The 14,716-nt window shown below is 40.4% G+C and carries 27 protein-coding genes and 2 pseudogenes; 20 read left to right on the top strand and 9 right to left on the bottom strand.

Annotated elements, in window-relative coordinates:
- Positions 1–22: 22 nt before the first annotated feature.
- Genes ABR397_RS09645 through ABR397_RS09635 form a run of 3 tightly spaced genes read right to left on the bottom strand, consistent with a single transcriptional unit; the run spans position 23 to position 775 of the window.
- Positions 23–187: a hypothetical protein gene (locus tag ABR397_RS09645; RefSeq protein WP_350305561.1), complete on the bottom strand. Its 165-nt coding sequence runs from the start codon at positions 185–187 to the stop codon at positions 23–25.
- Positions 184–507: a hypothetical protein gene (locus ABR397_RS09640; protein ID WP_350305560.1), complete on the bottom strand. Its 324-nt coding sequence runs from the start codon at positions 505–507 to the stop codon at positions 184–186. The genes ABR397_RS09645 and ABR397_RS09640 overlap by 4 nt, the downstream gene beginning before the upstream one ends.
- A gap of 34 nt (positions 508–541) precedes the next feature.
- On the bottom strand, positions 542–775 hold the full coding sequence (locus ABR397_RS09635) for a helix-turn-helix domain-containing protein (protein ID WP_350305559.1): 234 nt from the start codon (positions 773–775) through the stop codon (positions 542–544).
- Positions 776–891: 116 nt separating this feature from the next.
- On the opposite strand from ABR397_RS09635, the gene ABR397_RS09630 reads away from it, so the two are divergent.
- The 18 genes from ABR397_RS09630 to ABR397_RS09545 all read left to right on the top strand — a co-directional run bounded on the left by ABR397_RS09630 (position 892) and on the right by ABR397_RS09545 (position 7,093).
- Entirely contained in the window at positions 892–1,317 is a 426-nt protein-coding gene (locus ABR397_RS09630) for a transcriptional regulator (protein ID WP_350305558.1), read from the top strand.
- A gap of 178 nt (positions 1,318–1,495) precedes the next feature.
- The gene (locus ABR397_RS09625) at positions 1,496–1,762 is read left to right on the top strand and encodes a hypothetical protein (protein WP_350305557.1); all 267 of its coding nucleotides are present in this window, start codon (positions 1,496–1,498) and stop codon (positions 1,760–1,762) included.
- Positions 1,763–1,980: 218 nt separating this feature from the next.
- Positions 1,981–2,172 carry a hypothetical protein gene (locus ABR397_RS09620; protein WP_350305556.1) on the top strand — a complete coding sequence of 64 codons (192 nt, stop codon included), beginning with the start codon at positions 1,981–1,983 and terminating at the stop codon, positions 2,170–2,172.
- A complete protein-coding gene (locus ABR397_RS09615) occupies positions 2,165–2,362 on the top strand; it encodes a hypothetical protein (RefSeq protein WP_350305555.1) in 198 nt (65 codons plus the stop codon). Before ABR397_RS09620 ends, ABR397_RS09615 begins: the two co-directional genes overlap by 8 nt.
- Positions 2,359–2,553 (top strand): hypothetical protein, encoded by a 195-nt coding sequence (locus tag ABR397_RS09610; protein ID WP_350305554.1) that lies wholly within the window; start codon positions 2,359–2,361, stop codon positions 2,551–2,553. Before ABR397_RS09615 ends, ABR397_RS09610 begins: the two co-directional genes overlap by 4 nt.
- On the top strand, positions 2,553–2,675 hold the full coding sequence (locus ABR397_RS09605) for a hypothetical protein (protein WP_350305553.1): 123 nt from the start codon (positions 2,553–2,555) through the stop codon (positions 2,673–2,675). The genes ABR397_RS09610 and ABR397_RS09605 overlap by 1 nt, the downstream gene beginning before the upstream one ends.
- A 3-nt stretch (positions 2,676–2,678) precedes the next feature.
- Entirely contained in the window at positions 2,679–3,131 is a 453-nt protein-coding gene (locus tag ABR397_RS09600; protein WP_350305552.1) for a hypothetical protein, read from the top strand.
- A 21-nt stretch (positions 3,132–3,152) separates the two neighbouring features.
- Positions 3,153–3,314: a hypothetical protein gene (locus ABR397_RS09595; RefSeq protein WP_350305551.1), complete on the top strand. Its 162-nt coding sequence runs from the start codon at positions 3,153–3,155 to the stop codon at positions 3,312–3,314.
- Positions 3,315–3,388: 74 nt separating this feature from the next.
- On the top strand, positions 3,389–3,787 hold the full coding sequence (locus ABR397_RS09590; RefSeq protein WP_350305550.1) for a hypothetical protein: 399 nt from the start codon (positions 3,389–3,391) through the stop codon (positions 3,785–3,787).
- 89 nt (positions 3,788–3,876) lie between these two features.
- Positions 3,877–4,239: a hypothetical protein gene (locus tag ABR397_RS09585; RefSeq protein ID WP_350305549.1), complete on the top strand. Its 363-nt coding sequence runs from the start codon at positions 3,877–3,879 to the stop codon at positions 4,237–4,239.
- Positions 4,240–4,254: 15 nt separating this feature from the next.
- Positions 4,255–4,545 (top strand): ANR family transcriptional regulator, encoded by a 291-nt coding sequence (locus ABR397_RS09580; RefSeq protein ID WP_350305548.1) that lies wholly within the window; start codon positions 4,255–4,257, stop codon positions 4,543–4,545.
- Complete coding sequence (locus ABR397_RS09575) at positions 4,542–4,733, top strand: PerC family transcriptional regulator (protein ID WP_350305547.1); 192 nt, start codon at positions 4,542–4,544, stop codon at positions 4,731–4,733. The genes ABR397_RS09580 and ABR397_RS09575 overlap by 4 nt, the downstream gene beginning before the upstream one ends.
- Positions 4,733–5,521: a Rha family transcriptional regulator gene (locus tag ABR397_RS09570; protein WP_350305546.1), complete on the top strand. Its 789-nt coding sequence runs from the start codon at positions 4,733–4,735 to the stop codon at positions 5,519–5,521. The genes ABR397_RS09575 and ABR397_RS09570 overlap by 1 nt, the downstream gene beginning before the upstream one ends.
- Complete coding sequence (locus tag ABR397_RS09565) at positions 5,518–6,048, top strand: hypothetical protein (protein ID WP_350305545.1); 531 nt, start codon at positions 5,518–5,520, stop codon at positions 6,046–6,048. Before ABR397_RS09570 ends, ABR397_RS09565 begins: the two co-directional genes overlap by 4 nt.
- Positions 6,036–6,281: a hypothetical protein gene (locus tag ABR397_RS09560; protein ID WP_407072873.1), complete on the top strand. Its 246-nt coding sequence runs from the start codon at positions 6,036–6,038 to the stop codon at positions 6,279–6,281. The genes ABR397_RS09565 and ABR397_RS09560 overlap by 13 nt, the downstream gene beginning before the upstream one ends.
- The gene (locus tag ABR397_RS09555; RefSeq protein ID WP_350305543.1) at positions 6,278–6,523 is read left to right on the top strand and encodes a hypothetical protein; all 246 of its coding nucleotides are present in this window, start codon (positions 6,278–6,280) and stop codon (positions 6,521–6,523) included. Before ABR397_RS09560 ends, ABR397_RS09555 begins: the two co-directional genes overlap by 4 nt.
- Complete coding sequence (locus ABR397_RS09550; RefSeq protein WP_350305542.1) at positions 6,516–6,773, top strand: hypothetical protein; 258 nt, start codon at positions 6,516–6,518, stop codon at positions 6,771–6,773. Before ABR397_RS09555 ends, ABR397_RS09550 begins: the two co-directional genes overlap by 8 nt.
- Positions 6,770–7,093 carry a hypothetical protein gene (locus ABR397_RS09545; protein WP_350305541.1) on the top strand — a complete coding sequence of 108 codons (324 nt, stop codon included), beginning with the start codon at positions 6,770–6,772 and terminating at the stop codon, positions 7,091–7,093. Before ABR397_RS09550 ends, ABR397_RS09545 begins: the two co-directional genes overlap by 4 nt.
- A 120-nt stretch (positions 7,094–7,213) precedes the next feature.
- Here ABR397_RS09545 and ABR397_RS09540 read toward each other — a convergent pair whose 3' ends face one another.
- The 3 genes and pseudogenes from ABR397_RS09540 to ABR397_RS09530 form a co-directional block, all read right to left on the bottom strand.
- A complete protein-coding gene (locus tag ABR397_RS09540) occupies positions 7,214–8,488 on the bottom strand; it encodes a tyrosine-type recombinase/integrase (protein ID WP_350305540.1) in 1,275 nt (424 codons plus the stop codon).
- Positions 8,489–8,696: 208 nt separating this feature from the next.
- Positions 8,697–9,257, bottom strand: a pseudogene (locus ABR397_RS09535) (Rpn family recombination-promoting nuclease/putative transposase); the annotation flags it as partial.
- 269 nt (positions 9,258–9,526) lie between these two features.
- Positions 9,527–9,838 carry a tail fiber protein gene (locus ABR397_RS09530; RefSeq protein ID WP_350305539.1) on the bottom strand — a complete coding sequence of 104 codons (312 nt, stop codon included), beginning with the start codon at positions 9,836–9,838 and terminating at the stop codon, positions 9,527–9,529.
- A gap of 71 nt (positions 9,839–9,909) precedes the next feature.
- On the opposite strand from ABR397_RS09530, the pseudogene ABR397_RS09525 reads away from it, so the two are divergent.
- Positions 9,910–10,143 (top strand): annotated as a pseudogene (locus tag ABR397_RS09525) (helix-turn-helix domain-containing protein); the annotation flags it as partial.
- A gap of 87 nt (positions 10,144–10,230) precedes the next feature.
- Here ABR397_RS09525 and ABR397_RS09520 read toward each other — a convergent pair.
- The 3 genes from ABR397_RS09520 to ABR397_RS09510 all read right to left on the bottom strand — a co-directional run bounded on the left by ABR397_RS09520 (position 10,231) and on the right by ABR397_RS09510 (position 13,296).
- The gene (locus ABR397_RS09520) at positions 10,231–12,069 is read right to left on the bottom strand and encodes a hypothetical protein (protein WP_350305538.1); all 1,839 of its coding nucleotides are present in this window, start codon (positions 12,067–12,069) and stop codon (positions 10,231–10,233) included.
- A gap of 169 nt (positions 12,070–12,238) precedes the next feature.
- Positions 12,239–12,730 (bottom strand): TraB/GumN family protein, encoded by a 492-nt coding sequence (locus tag ABR397_RS09515; RefSeq protein WP_350305537.1) that lies wholly within the window; start codon positions 12,728–12,730, stop codon positions 12,239–12,241.
- Between the two features lie 242 nt (positions 12,731–12,972).
- Positions 12,973–13,296, bottom strand: coding sequence for a hypothetical protein (locus tag ABR397_RS09510; RefSeq protein WP_350305536.1), 324 nt, complete (start codon positions 13,294–13,296; stop codon positions 12,973–12,975).
- A gap of 833 nt (positions 13,297–14,129) precedes the next feature.
- Between ABR397_RS09510 and ABR397_RS09505 the strand changes: the two genes are divergently transcribed.
- A complete protein-coding gene (locus ABR397_RS09505; RefSeq protein WP_021325162.1) occupies positions 14,130–14,702 on the top strand; it encodes a type 4 pilus major pilin in 573 nt (190 codons plus the stop codon).
- Positions 14,703–14,716: the final 14 nt, after the last annotated feature.

The following is a 14,716-nucleotide window of genomic DNA, read 5'->3' as shown; positions in this document are numbered from 1 at the left end:
AAAAAAATAAGGGGGTACTTATTTAATACTTTTCCGTGCCTGCCACTTTTTTTGGTTTTTTGCCCACTTTGATAATCATTCTCATTTGGCTATTTTTCTCATACTTAGCCCTAGTGATCCCCTCACCACTGCTACCACAGCCAGAAGACACAGCCTTTCCCGTACTGACTGATACCACTGCGATCATCCTGCCACCTCCGATTGGGGCTGGTTCTCTGGCAATGCTTTCGGTGCCTTAAGCGGCTCCTCGGTATAACCCTGACTCGCTCTTGCATATTTCCTGACAAACTCCCTAAGCCGGATATTTGCTGCTCGTCTCGCTGCGTTATCTTTCCGATATAAAACCGGTTCTTCATCCCAAACCACCTCATACACCTCGGCATACTTGACCGTAATTTTTGCCCGTGTAGCCGGATCAAGACTCAGTAACATCTCCTGTATCCATTTGCCATCATCAGAAAAATATCGAGATGGCATTGATGCTTGAGCATGAAGATTAATGAACATAGTTATAACTATTGAGATAAAATTTTTAACAAATTCATTTCTCCACTCTTCGTATTGGGGCAAAAGCAAGACTTTCTTTTCGAATGGCTATATCGGGGCAAATCGCTACTGTTGCATCTTCAATCCTTTGCGAGAGAGATACAGACGGGCGGCGAAAACCATGCGCGATTTGATTTAAATAGGCCGTGGTTGTTCCAGACATTTTGGCAATCTGGCTCCATTGGGCGGACGTAAGTTTTTGGCGAAGATTTAGTAACTCTCGATCCATTTATCACCTCTTCTGTTGATATAATTCATCATTAGCAATATGCTAACTATACAAACAGAGCGAAAGATTAGCAATACTGTAAATAGCATTTAGCTAATTAACGAGGTATTTTCAAAATGGAAACCAAAGATATTAGGCGTAAAAATTTAAAATCACTTATGGAATCAAGTGATCTATCCCAAGCATCATTTGCTATGCGCTGCGATTTATCGCCATCCATGATAAGCCAATTAATTAATGGATACAGGAACTTAGGTGATTTCCTATCTAGAAAGATAGAAGAAAAGCTAAGCATAAAACGCGGTTGGTTGGATGTTCCACATGATGAAATAATCAATTCAAATGAATTAACAAAGTCACCACCAGACTTAATTGAAAGAGATAAAAAAATAACCCCACAAGAAGAGTATCTTATAGACCTTTTTAGACAAATGCCAGAAAGGGAACAATCAAGAATAATCAACGAATTAAAGGAAAAGGCGGATGATTACGAACGGATCATTAATGAGTTACTGGAAAGGAGAAAGCGCACACTGGGATAAATGATTCTAACGGCGCCGTTAAATTGGCGCTTCATTGTATAGTTTATTTTGGAATTAATGTTATTAATAAACAACATGTTATCATTAATTTCAAAAAAATTAGCAATTTGCTATTAATAAAAAATTACCATATAGCTATATTCAAATCATCCGGTACCACACTTAAGAGGTGATTAGCATGACCGTAAATCGAGAGAATCAGGAAATTAGCGAAAAAGTAGAAATGCTTAGTTCAATTTTAGTTGGTTTGCAACGTCTGTTACTAAGCGGTGGCGTGTCAAAGAAAGACCTAAATAACATAATTGGTTCAGCATTGAACATAAGCAATGAAATACATGTCAAGCTTGAAATTGACAATGGAAGCATGACTTATAATAAATGTGCAAACAAAAACATTAAAAGTCATACCGATGTCATTATTAGTAAATCTTATTTATCAAAATAAAGAATAGATGGCGGTTAAAGATACACAGCTAAAAAATTACCAACATAACCTCAAAACCGATTACCGAGGTAAGCATGAAGCACAACAAGAAAAGACATTAATAAATTGCAAGTATCAAAGTATAAGCGAAATTTAATTGATTTAAAAACGGCTCTGGTACCCGACACCAATCAAACACCAGAGCCTGAACAAAATAAACACTTTGAGGCATGATTACTATGTTCAACACGAATTGTATCACAAAGATTTTCACTTTTGCAGTCAAAAGACAAGCAGACACTGAACAGCTCATTGTTAAAGTTAAATATGTGGCTGAAAGTTATCAGCAAGCTAAAGATGCATTATCTGAAATGTTTTCAGGGTATTCCATTGTGTGGATGGGGCAAATAAACGAGGTGCGCAATGCGTAAACCAATTACTTTAGATGATGCACAATACCGCTCAGGTTTAGCCTGTTCACTCTATGAGGTCATTATAGATATGGCTGATAAAGAGGAGTGCTCAATCACCCTGACTAATTTAATTAATCTTGCGTGTGATATTAACTATGAGATTTCTCACTCCCTTAAAGCAGCTTTAGCTAGCAGGGGTGAAGAATGAATAATAACTCTCTAAATAAGCTAAAAAATATTCACTATATTGGTTTAGCGGCAGATGATGCGCTCGGAAAAATCGAAGCTTTAGCGGCAGCGGCGGGTTATTTACTTGCTGATGACGATCTAGCTGAAATCGGATTTGAGCTTATATCAATCATCCAGACAATTGCCAGTGAAGCATCAAAGGGGAAATGATGAGTGACTTAGCTGATGATATCTCTGATATGAATTTAAAGGTCATGCAAATACAAACAAATCTCGCTTCTAGTCTGGCGAGCGGTATTGCGCAAGAAATAAGAATATTGGAAGGGGCTTAAATTATGAAACCAAAAAAAATTGATTATTCCCGCTTTGATGACGATGAGCCTATTAGTGATAGTGCCATTGAAAACGCATTCGGTGTAAAAAGTTTGCCTGTGTATGTTGTTAATCGCCACGGTCATTATTACAAGCGCTTTAGTCGTGATAGTGCCATTAATAAGCTAGCGCATATTATGACGCAGAAAGTATTTAGCCGCGCCGGACGCCAAACTAATTACCCGGTCCGGCCAATTATTGGTGAAGACAATGAAGTGCGCTGGAAAATAGGGGAATTACTGCCTGACTATATCCAGTGTCATAAAAGGGCAATCAGGCGAATAAGATTGTTACTTAGGCGACAGAAAGAAATAGATATATTGTTCAACAAATATCGTCACGCTTTCGCCGAAACCATGAAATTAAAAAAAGAATGCCTCGATGCCATTGCCAAAAACAGTCCAGCTATATCTTAGTTAAGTTAAGGAGTTAAAAAAATGTACGAAGTTGAAATTATATATCTCTCAATTAACAGTCAGGCGACAACAATTTGGGTTGAAGCGGATAACGACGATGACGCAAAATGCGAAGTTGAATTATTGCGAGATATATTTGATGAGTCCAATGTTGAATTTAGATTAATGGGGATGAAAAAATAATTTCGCCACGCCGGGAATACAAAAGGAATCATCAGCACGGAAGCCAATTATTAATTAAAAATGAGGACTAAACAATGTCAGGAAATAAAAGACACGTGCACGCTGATGCAATGCTTGACTATGCGATAGATGCTTCTAAGACTGATGAGCCTTGGAAATTGTGGGAACAATTATGTGTCGATAGCGAGTGGAGGACTTTGACCCGTAATCCGACGTGGGATATTGACGGCGAATATCGCCGCAAGCCAGAAATGATCACGGTCGGCACAGTCAGTTTTCCGAAGCCTGTTGATTATGAATTAAAAACAGGTGCGGAATACTGGGTGGGTTATCACGGAGGTTGTTATAGATATCACTGGGATGATGATGACATTGATATAGCTTTATTAAAAAACGGTCAGATTCATTTAACAAAAGAAGCTGCTCAGCAACATTGTGATGCATTAATTAAAATAAGTAGAGGTGAGTTTTAAATATAAACTCTTACTAATGTAGTAATCAGTTAACTTTTAATTACAGCTTAATGGCTGGGGATTATCTCAGCCTAAGCAAAGGGGTATCTATGAGTAATCAAATATTAATTGAACGTTACAGAAATCGTTTAATCGCGGCAAAACTTGATGCAATGATGAAGAAGACTCACAGTCATTGTATTGCTGTCAGTCTTAACGATGGTTCTATGTGTACTATCGAGTTATCTGGGGAAATATTAAAGACGGCTTTGCATGTGTTCTTTGAGGTCCCTGTTTATAACGAACATAAACGAGAGAAAGCCGGTAAATATATTTTAAATAGCTACAGAGATTATCTCTCTAAATACGGCGGGTTAACAAAGGAAGGCAATGATTTTATGTGTGCCCTTGTTAAGGTAATTACAGAAAGGGTTAAATACAGCGGATTTTCACCCGAATATACATTTCAGTAAATAAGGGCCAGCGAAATGAACATTACTCATTTTAATTTCTCACAGAGAGCTATTCAAAGTGAGAAAGATGAAAAATATGAAATGGCGGCGATCCTCTGGAAGAAAGTCGCTGAACACGCCAAACATCCAGCTAACCAAAAATGGGCTGAATGCCGTGCTGAACTGAATTTAAAACGCCACACGTTACATCAGCGTTATGAAGAACTGAAAGCCCGCGCCAGTCAGCACCGTAAGAAAGAATGGGCAGCCAAAAAGCTTGCTGCTGCACTCAAGGTCCATATGGATAAAGAGGAGGCATCAGCATGAAAAGCTTTCACGAGTTAAAAGAGAAAGCCAAAGAGCTTGAAGAACGCGGCCTGTTTAGACGCGCAGCCAATACCTATAGCGAGGCTATTGACTGGGCGCTGACGGATGAAGAGCGCGAATGTTGTGCTCTTGATGCCAGTCGTTGTTCAAGAGAAGCCCGGTTACCAAATAGAGCGGAGGGATTGTAATGAGCTGTCAAAACAAACCCCACACAGCCGGTGTGACTTCTGTTAGCCGGGAGCCCAGAGTCACCCACAATCAAGCGGCCATGATGGGCAGCCGTGAAATTGCGGAATTGACAGATAAGCGCCACGATAACGTTATTCGTGACATCCGGGAAGTTCTGAAAGCCGTCTATAGCGTTGAATTCGATTCCTCATTTTTGAGGAATCATAGAAATCAACAAGTTATGTTTACTGCCGGGATTACTGTTGCTGTTGATGAGAGGGGTTTTATCAGTGAAATTCTCCTTGATCGCCGGAATACCGAAATTCTGATAACCGGATATGACGTAAGACGTCGTGCCGCCATCATTGATCGCTGGTTTACTCTGGAGTCTGGTGCCACAAAACCAAAATCTCAGGCTGAACTTAACCTTGCCTACGCCTTAGCACAAGTAGAACAGGAACGCCGCCTTAATCAGGTTGAAGAAAAAGTTGAAGAGGTTTCTGAAACCATTGAGCAAATCAAGAAGGGAGCTATTCCCACAGGTTGGATTGGGTTCTCTCTGGCTGCGACTGAATCAGGATTAACCAATGCCAAGTGCCGTACATTGGCCGAACAGTACAACGTACCAACGGACAGCATCATCATCATGACACCAGACGGCCAGCCTCGCCCGATGAAAATCATATTTAAAGAGGACTTTATGAGCACGTTCCGTCTGATGATGAGCGAAGCTGAGCAACGTAAATCCAAATGGCATCACCCAAAAATGGGGCTGTTTCAGGTTATCGGGTGGGAGGAAAAGCAATGATTATTCGTTCATGTCTATTACGTGCTGCATTGGTGTGTGTCGCTAAAGATGATCTGCGCTACTACCTTTACGGATTACACATCACTCCCAAATACCTGGAGTCAACAAACGGCTGCGTAGCTTTACGGTTAGAGCACGGCGTTAACACTCGCCGCAAAGCTATCGTTCAATTTCACGGAAGAGTACCAAGGAAAGCAGAAACAACGGAACTGCATTTCACCAAAGAACCTTATGCCGTGCACAGGAGTATTACCGGGGTGAGAGTTGGATTTACCGCTCTATCAATATTGGATGATCGTTTCCCTGATTTAGAGCGGATTCTTCCAAAGAAAGTGGAAAATGTTATCCCTCACTTTCAGGCGCGTTACCTAGCCTATCCTTACAAAATGTTTGGGGCTGATACAGATCTTATCACTGTTTCTATGTACCCATCCAGTATGACAGATGGTTGCTTAATGAAGTTTGGCGACAACATCAATCAGCGTTATGGCAATCCTCAATTTATTGTCATGCCGTGCCGGGTGTAGGAGTCATTGCGATGAAAATCGACTATCAGGACAAGGGCAGCACTGCACAAATCGTCGTTACCAGTTTCATCACTGAACGCCGCAAACACAACCGTTGTATCGATGCCGCCCTGTTAATGGTACCTGTTCGTGCCTGGTCTACTGGCTTTCTATTAAGGAAAACCACTATCACCGGCAAAACAGCTCACATATTGCGGGCCTATAAAATCATTTGCAGGGAGAGCGAACAGTGACAGAAGAGCACAGCCAGATAGCAGATACCGATGATGAACTGGTCAGAACGACATTCCATATCGATGATGGCAGGGACTATACACAGCAGATCATCCATCGTATGAAACGTAATTTTTACATCCATGAGGGCGTTTGCCCTCCTCTGCCACCAGCGCCGCAGGTGGCGAATGTGAAGTTAACGCCAGTTAAGAAGACTAAGAAACGTCGCAAATTACGTAACAAGGAGCAGGAAAGTGAATAAATGCCAAAAGAACGGAAATAAATTATCCGCCTGTAGCGCACTAGCAAAATCCCTTGAACTTGGTTCACCCACAAAACGCAGCAAGGGCTTATTTTTACCAACGAGGTTCATCATAAAAACCGGGGAGCCGGGCACTGATATCGTTCAGTTACATTCCGGTGAATTTGTCGGCACTGGCGTTATGGTGAATTACTGCCCTTTTTGCGGACAAGATATAGATACTGTTAGTCACCAGAGGAAAAAACAATGATCAATAATTCACTCCACTTAACACAGGTAATCGCCTCAGCATGGGGCGATCCATCTAATATTACAGATGCAATCTGGAACGCCGGTTACAGAAAAGCTGACAGAACATCGGAAGAGATGGTATTGATGACACTTAAGGCCATCAAGGATTCTCATCACAGCGATATTCCATGTGAGTATTGGCCTAAAGATTTAGAATCCGTACTTGCTGCTGAACTGAACTTCATAATTGATGATCTTGTCTGGAGTGATAAAACAACTCCGGCAATAGTGGCAAGGATGATTTTGGAGAATGGTTATCAGAGAGGAAGTAAAAAATGACTCAACAGCTCTATATCAAAACAAAAGAACTTGCTGATCGGTATGGTGTAAAGCCACACACCATAAGGCTATGGGTGAGTAATGGGAAGCAAAAAAGGGAGGGCTTCCCAAAACCCAAGTTTAAATCCGACCAGCTGAATTTTTTGTGGCAGGATATTCTTGACTGGGAGAACGGGAAACAATTTTAGTCAACTTCGCCCACCAGAGTTCATATGCCTCCTTTTGTTCATTAAGGTAAGTGTGCTTATCGTACACTTGCCATATTCCCGGCAACTTATGACCAATCATAATTTCAGCAACGTGAGGTGGTGTTAATTCAGAAACACCAGTGCGCATAGTTCTGCGTAAGTCGTGGATTGACCAAGAGGTATAAGGATCAAAGTGAGGAGTCATCTTTTTATTGAGACCATCAATGATGTTCGCATGTGATCCCCTGGTGAAGGGTTTGCCATCAAATACAGTAAATAAATATTCACTCCCGTGATTTAATTTTTTTGCCTGCTCAATGAGTTCCTTAGCTTCTGAAATAATCGGTCTGACAAGAGGTTTTTTGGATTTTCTCCCTGTTTTATGGTTTGCAGGGGGAACGGTCCAGATATTTTTCTCATAATCAAAATCATTAACTTTAGCTTTAAATAATTCACCAATGCGACACCCAAATAACAGACATAATTTTATTATTAATGCGTTCCTCGGATTGTATTTAGGAGCATTGATAATATGAAATAGAACTACCAGTTCATCTTCACTTAATGCCCTTTCTCCCGTGTCAGTATCGGCATCAATGTCAGTATTAGGCTCCTTCCCTTTCAAATCATTGGATGCTACATCAGACAAAGGTGTCGTATGTGCCATTCCACGTCGAACAGCCCAGCGGTGCGCGGTTTTAGAATATGTCAATATACGCGTTCCGATTGATGGAAACCGTTTTGCGACTTCTTCGATTAAAGTAAGCCAGACATGCAACGTCACCTCATCGTGAGGCAATTTACCAATTTTAGGGAAAACATGAATTTCGAAAGAACGCAATATCTGGTCAGCGTTAACTTTCAAACCTTGCATTGTCGTTTTCCACCACTCTCTTACGAGGTTTTCCACGGTGACCGCGCTCAATGCAGATTCTTTTCGAACTCGTTTAACTATTTTGGGATTACGATGCTGCTCCAGTTCTCCGCGATAAGAAATCACCGAGTCACGAGCATCTTTTAAGCTCGTTGCCGGATACGTGCCGATGTCAATTCGATCCCCTTTTCCATCCCATAGATATCTAAACTGAAATATAACCTTCCCTTTGGGAGTAACGCGAACGGATAAGCCATCTCTGTCAGACTTAGTGATCATTTTTTCTTGGGGTTTGCCGCTGATTGAGCGCAGCCATGAATCAGTAATAGCCATATCAATTTCCTTAAAAAACAATACAGCTTTCAATGTAATTTATGTACGCCTGCATGTACATATTTTTCATGACACAATGTGAATATTTATGATTATCACTGACTAAGATGAACCCATGAAAAATAAATTTCAATTTAAAATCAATTAGTTAATTTAATTTTCATGACTAAAGATGATCATTAATGTTGAAGGGTGATTGCATCAGGGCATTTCTGCGACGGATGTGTTTTTGCACCAGTTCCATCAGGGCAACCCCTTTATGCGTCAGGATTTCTGCATCGCTGAGCACACTGACGTCCACCAACGGAAACGCCTGACGGTATAAGCGGGCCGCCTGTTCAGGGAGCGTAAAACAATCCAGCCACCGGTTTGAGTAAGGATACGGGCGAACCTCACCATGATAAAACAGCAGAGGTGCCACCAAAGGGAGTTCGGTATGGCCTTTTTTCAGGTGGGCCGCCATGGCTGACATGGCATAATACATCAGCCGCCAGGCCATCAACGGGTCAGGGGTAGACTGATGTTCAATCAGACAATAGATATAGCCCTGTCCCCGGGTCGTTTCAACCGAGTACAGCACATCACTGTGCAGTTGACGTAAATGCCGGTCTACAAAACTGCCGGGTTCCAGTTTCAATGTGGCTAAATCACACAACAATTGGATCTCTTCAGGCAGATAAAGGGATAAAAATTCCCTGGCCGTTTCGGGCTGCGTTAAAAAATGTTTGAATAACGCGTCATGGTGAGGCCGTTTTTCTTTCTTTGCCACAATCTGTTTCTCTGTCTTATCAGGTAGTCATTATTACTCATTGTCAAGGTATAGTATTTCTACCAAGTTACAAAAAACATTGTCTCAAATTTCCTCAGGCAAATCTTTACCGAATGCATTAATAGAAGAGCCTAAAGAATAAAATATCAGAAAATGAAAAACGATAAAATATTATATTTACAACAACTACTTTATGAAAGCTATTTATTTGAATCAGTTTTTAACTTGTATTCGCAGAATGATAATCCCTTTTTCAAAACATCGATTACTTATATTTCCGTTAATGGTGTTGTGTTTTTGAAAAAGGTTTTTTCATCGAAGCTACCACTGGCTTTACTATTGTACTCCTTATCATAAAAACTATCCCCACACATTATAAAACGGCTTATTAAATCGGGTGTTCCATTATTACCATCACAAAAAGCCCATCCAGAAGGAGCGCTATCGCCGGAGAACATCACAATTATTCCTCTGGGAAATATTTTGTTGGGATCAGTGTTGACATTGTTTGTATCTGTTGCAAGATTTTCTGGTTTAATATTAGTATCCTCTATATCGGATTGGTTATGTTTTCTTTTCATATTTATCACCATATACCCGTAATCATTGAAGATGCTTGATTTTATCCGAAATGGAGATCATTATCCTCGCTATGAAAATATTTATTACATCAGAACAAAAAATCAAATTTGAGCGTCTTCACGACACCACTCGTGATGGTCAGGTACGAGACAGAATAAAAGCGATCCTTCTGGTTTCTGAAGGGTGGAGTTCTGTGATGATAGCCCAGGCATTGCGACTCCATCAGACTACCGTTGACCGTCATATCGGTGATTACCTCAATCAGGGGAAACTTCAATCTGATAATGGGGGGTCTGATAGAATGGAATTTTCCTTTTTGGCTTCCAATTATAGAGTTGGTCGAAAACGCGCTTGTCGTTTATCAAATTCTTATTCGCTGGATGTCTAAGGTTTAGACTTCATGCTTTCTAATGTTCTGATATAGTGTTTGGGTTTTCTTAAAGGCGTTATCCTGTGCGGATTTCATCCATGTTTTGCCTTTCTCCCCGGCGATATCCATCAGTTCCGTATAATTGGCGGTGTAATTTTGTAACACTTGTTCACGTTCATTACCTTTTGCTTGCAGTGCTTTGTAGACCGCCAGACTCTCATTGACGGAATGACCACCATCAAACACTAGAAATGCTAAGGTATTAAGGTATCCTTGCTCTGCTGAGAAAGAGGAATCCTTACTGGCAATATAGTTATTGAGATGAACCATGATATTGGTTGAGCCAGATGCTCCTGTCACAACAGAGTGGCCTTGTGCCAGAGCGTTACGTTCAAAGCCTTTCGCTCGTTCAGGAGTTAATATCCGGCTAGCCGCGACTTTCCGTCCATACAGAAAGTCGTCATATTTGTCACCATAGGGCTGGTAGGGCAGAGCAGTACCATAATCATTAGTCTGTGGTTCGATCAGATTAACTTTGTACTCAAGATCAGTCCCGGCGGTAAGTTCGGTACTGGTTGAACGAGCTTTAGTAATTACATCCATATAGAAACGATCACCTTCTGTTTTCCATGAAGCTATACTCATTCCCATATTTTGACTGATCGCCATTTTCACGGCGAGAAATGGTATTTTGATTACATCAAATCCATTATCTACTTTAGTCATCATGGCCGTGAAGTTGGTAAAGGTCGGTGATTTCAGGAAGGTGGTTAATTCAGGCACTTTGCTAAACCACGGACGAACATCCTTGTTAATATCTTTAGTGAAAGCGAGCATCCGCTGATCACGTCGTTCACTGTCGGCTTCACCAGGAAACAAGGTATTCATAAACTGCTCAAATTCTTGTATCAGGAATTGTCCCATTTGCCTGGAGGTTTTCTTCGCATTTTCTGAAGGTGTTTTCACCATTTCATGGGCTAGTTCGGAATCAAACCGGCGACCAAATAGGTTATCAATATATTGCCCGGTGACTTTTTCTTTCTGGGCATCATCTTGTAACTGCTGGGCCAGAGATTGCAGCTCAGGATACGCATCTAATTGAATGACTGCATCATTAAACAGCTCGATAGTCTTTTGTGTTGTCACTTGTCCAGTGAACCAAAGTTCCTTGGCTCGTTTAATCAAAGGTTCAGCCTCTGGAATTTCAGCCTCTTCCAGTTGGGTTACAAAAGCGATAATGCTTTCACTTTCGGTTTTGGGAGCTTCTCGTTCGGCAGTAGAGTTAGTCTGGGTTAACGCCTTGATTTTCGAATTGGAGAGATGGGCAATTTCGTCTGGTGTTAAATCTCCTTTCAGACCGACCACTCGCCCAAATCCGTCGAACAATACCTGTTGTTCAAACTGTGCGGCATCTTGAGGTGTTACTGTGATCCCTAAAATCCCCGCAGACTTGGCGCTTTGCATTTGACGGTGTGCAACTAGCTTATTCATCTCAAGACGTAGATCTTTTACCTGTTCACTGCGTTTGGCAAATTCATTTGGGTTCTGCTGTTGCCAATAAAACAAGGCACCTTCGAGCTCTAATACATGCTTTTCATTTGGTTGTTCGACTGTTTTATTGAAGGTGTCACGCACAGTTTTCAGCTCTTTACTGGGCTGATCTAAATTTACTTTACCAAAGCGTCGCTTGGTGGAATCGATAAACTGTTTACTCCCTTTATTTAGTAAGGGTAGTTGCAGTTCTGATGTGTCGTTATCTATCTCTTCATCATCTTCAGTCGAATTCTTCGGATGAGTTAAAAGTTTTTTCTCTCTGCTTTTTGAATAATTAACATTTTCACTATATTGATTTTTTGGCATATTATCACCTATTAATTTATTTTGATAAGAATTATCTTGTAAAGAAATAATATACCCTATGGATTTTAAGATGCATTGCGACGGCAAGGGAGCGAGCCATCTTGAAATCTATTGGGTATAGTGAAAAGTATTCATCTTTGGTTTTGTTATATTAGCGATTGTACTGTAACTAAGATGTTAATTGAATACGGGGTACTTCAACCACATCATCATAACGTTTGCGTTGGTTGATATCGTCGGCCTGAGCGGTAAAATGATTATTTTCATCTACCTTGAGGGCCGGTAATCCAAGACGATGGGTAATGCCTGGTAAAAAGTGATCAATACCTTTATGGGATTGCAGATGAGCCTTACCATAGATGGCAACGAACTTCTCTCCCGCAGGCAATTGTTGTAAACGCTCAACTGCCACATTATTAGCCGCACCGGCACGATACATCAGGCCATGCTGTCCTTCTGTAGGGCGAGTTGTGCTGTTGTTATCTAGTGCAATGATTTTCATCTGCTTGCTTCTGGCCTGTTCAAACAAATTCGTAGATAAATGTTTGGTCTTAAGTATTGCGTCTAGCTCAGCGGGCATGGGTTCATTCTCACTTGTCAGGAATTTATCTATCAACGGTTGAGCTAAATCTGAGCGTATTATGGAGATGCTTAAGTCCATGCAGAATTCCCTGATAGGAAGGACCAATAGTTTTATCGTACTCATATACCATATTATCACCCGTTGTCGGTAAGAGGTATGTTTGGAAATAAATACTATATGGATTAAATTAATGTTTCACTGTGTTAGTTTGATTAATACTAACACGGAAAAATAAAATAAATATGTTAAAAATAATTAATTTTAATAAATAATTATTTTTTAGGCGAGTGATTGTTTGTTATTTTTTTATGAAAATAATTTTAAATTCCAATTAACTTATCAACATTTTCTTTAGAAACAACAATACCGACACCATTTATCTGAATAATAGCTTCTTGGCTATCTTTCAATTTTAAAAGCGAATATTTTATTTGTGGTAAATAAGTTACGCTAGTAATACAGGAAACTTCAATAATAACACTTTCGTTTTCCTGATTTTGATTATTTTCTGTATCAGGTTTGGTTGTCAGATTCACTTTAGCAAGGGCAAGACGTACATATTCTGTGCCACCTAATTCCGTGCATAATTTATCTATTAAAGCCTGGTTGATTTGTGAATTATCCAGACTGGGTTTTTGATCCACAGAAGCGGATATTTTACTGGATTCATCATTTGTGCTGCCTGATTATCTGGTTGACTGTCTGGACTGGAACCGTCGTTTGACGGCTTATTTCTACCAGACAAACTACTTTTAATTTCGGCTGATTCAATAAAATTGATAACTCAACAGCATTACAGGCGGCGGGACACGTCGTTTCTGCCCACGGAGGCCAGCGTCAATCCGTCATAAAGACGGTGGCGGCCTGAGAAGTGGGAAGCCTCGCCGTTTTTTACGGCGGGGAGCAGTCACTCATAGAAAATTTCAAACATCATTTTTAGCCGTTGACGAGTTTCTGGTGGCTTCAAAATCCTGCTCAACGTCAACGGCTTTTCCTGCATTAAGTTGGTGGATTTTATCTGCCGATAATAGGGCAGTATCCCACCCCCATTTTCACCAAAATGTGATCTGTGACAGACGTAGAACAACAGTAACGCTTAACAACAACCCCGCTAAATTTATTAAATATATTTATAAATAATCACTTCTAACTAATTGACAGAATAAAATCCTTTGGTTTTTTAATGAGCTATATCATTAATTTTAATCGATATTCACGATGGAAATTAATATATTTGATAGTTTTTAACGATCGATAGTATGATTTTTGAACGATTTAAACAATTTTATTTTTCAAATTATAACGCATAAGATTTATTTCAATTTGAAATATTTAAATTTTATAAATATTTTGATTAATGTGATTATAACGTATATGTTTTATTCATTTTTGTAAGCATGTGAGTTTTCAGTTCAAGCGGCAGTTCTGAAGTCGTGCATTGTAGCGCGTCTATCATTTTGATTTTGGAGTTATCAGCATGAATAAGAAAGTCAGTGTGTTACTCAAAACCAAGCGTCAATCGGGCTTTACGCTGATTGAAGCGTTGGTTGTGATGATTGTTGGTATTGTGATATTAGCCGCAGCCGCAGCGGGGATTGGTAAGTTGTTCCGGGCTTCGGAGATTTCAACAGAGTCGTCGAATATTACTCAGATGGCAGCAAATTTGAAATCAATTAAAAACGGCGCCAAAGGCTATGACAGTTTGGATAACAAGATTGCCATCCATTATAAGGTTGTTCCGGCCAATATGACTCAGGATGGCACCAGCGGAATTATTTTTAATAGTTGGAATGGCAAGGTGCTTATTTCGCCGGGAGATGCTACCGCTCAGACGTTTAAGATTGAGTATCAGAATGTGCCTGATGAAGCTTGCCAGCAACTTTCGTTGAAGTTGCGGGTGGCGGGTTGGTCGAAAATGACCGTCGGTGGTGGTGGCGGGAAAGGGCAACAGTCGGCCACGGAAATTAAGCCGGATTCGACGTTGGCTCAAATTAATACCGCATGTAATGCCAATGATGCTAATACGGTGACGTTTATTTCTGCCAGTTAGGTCAATTATTGAGT

Source organism: Photorhabdus viridis, assembly GCF_040256935.1.
In the GTDB taxonomy this organism is placed as follows: domain Bacteria; phylum Pseudomonadota; class Gammaproteobacteria; order Enterobacterales; family Enterobacteriaceae; genus Photorhabdus; species Photorhabdus viridis.
The sequence above is the reverse complement of the archived record's forward strand: the minus strand, read 5'-3'. Positions and strand labels throughout refer to the sequence as shown.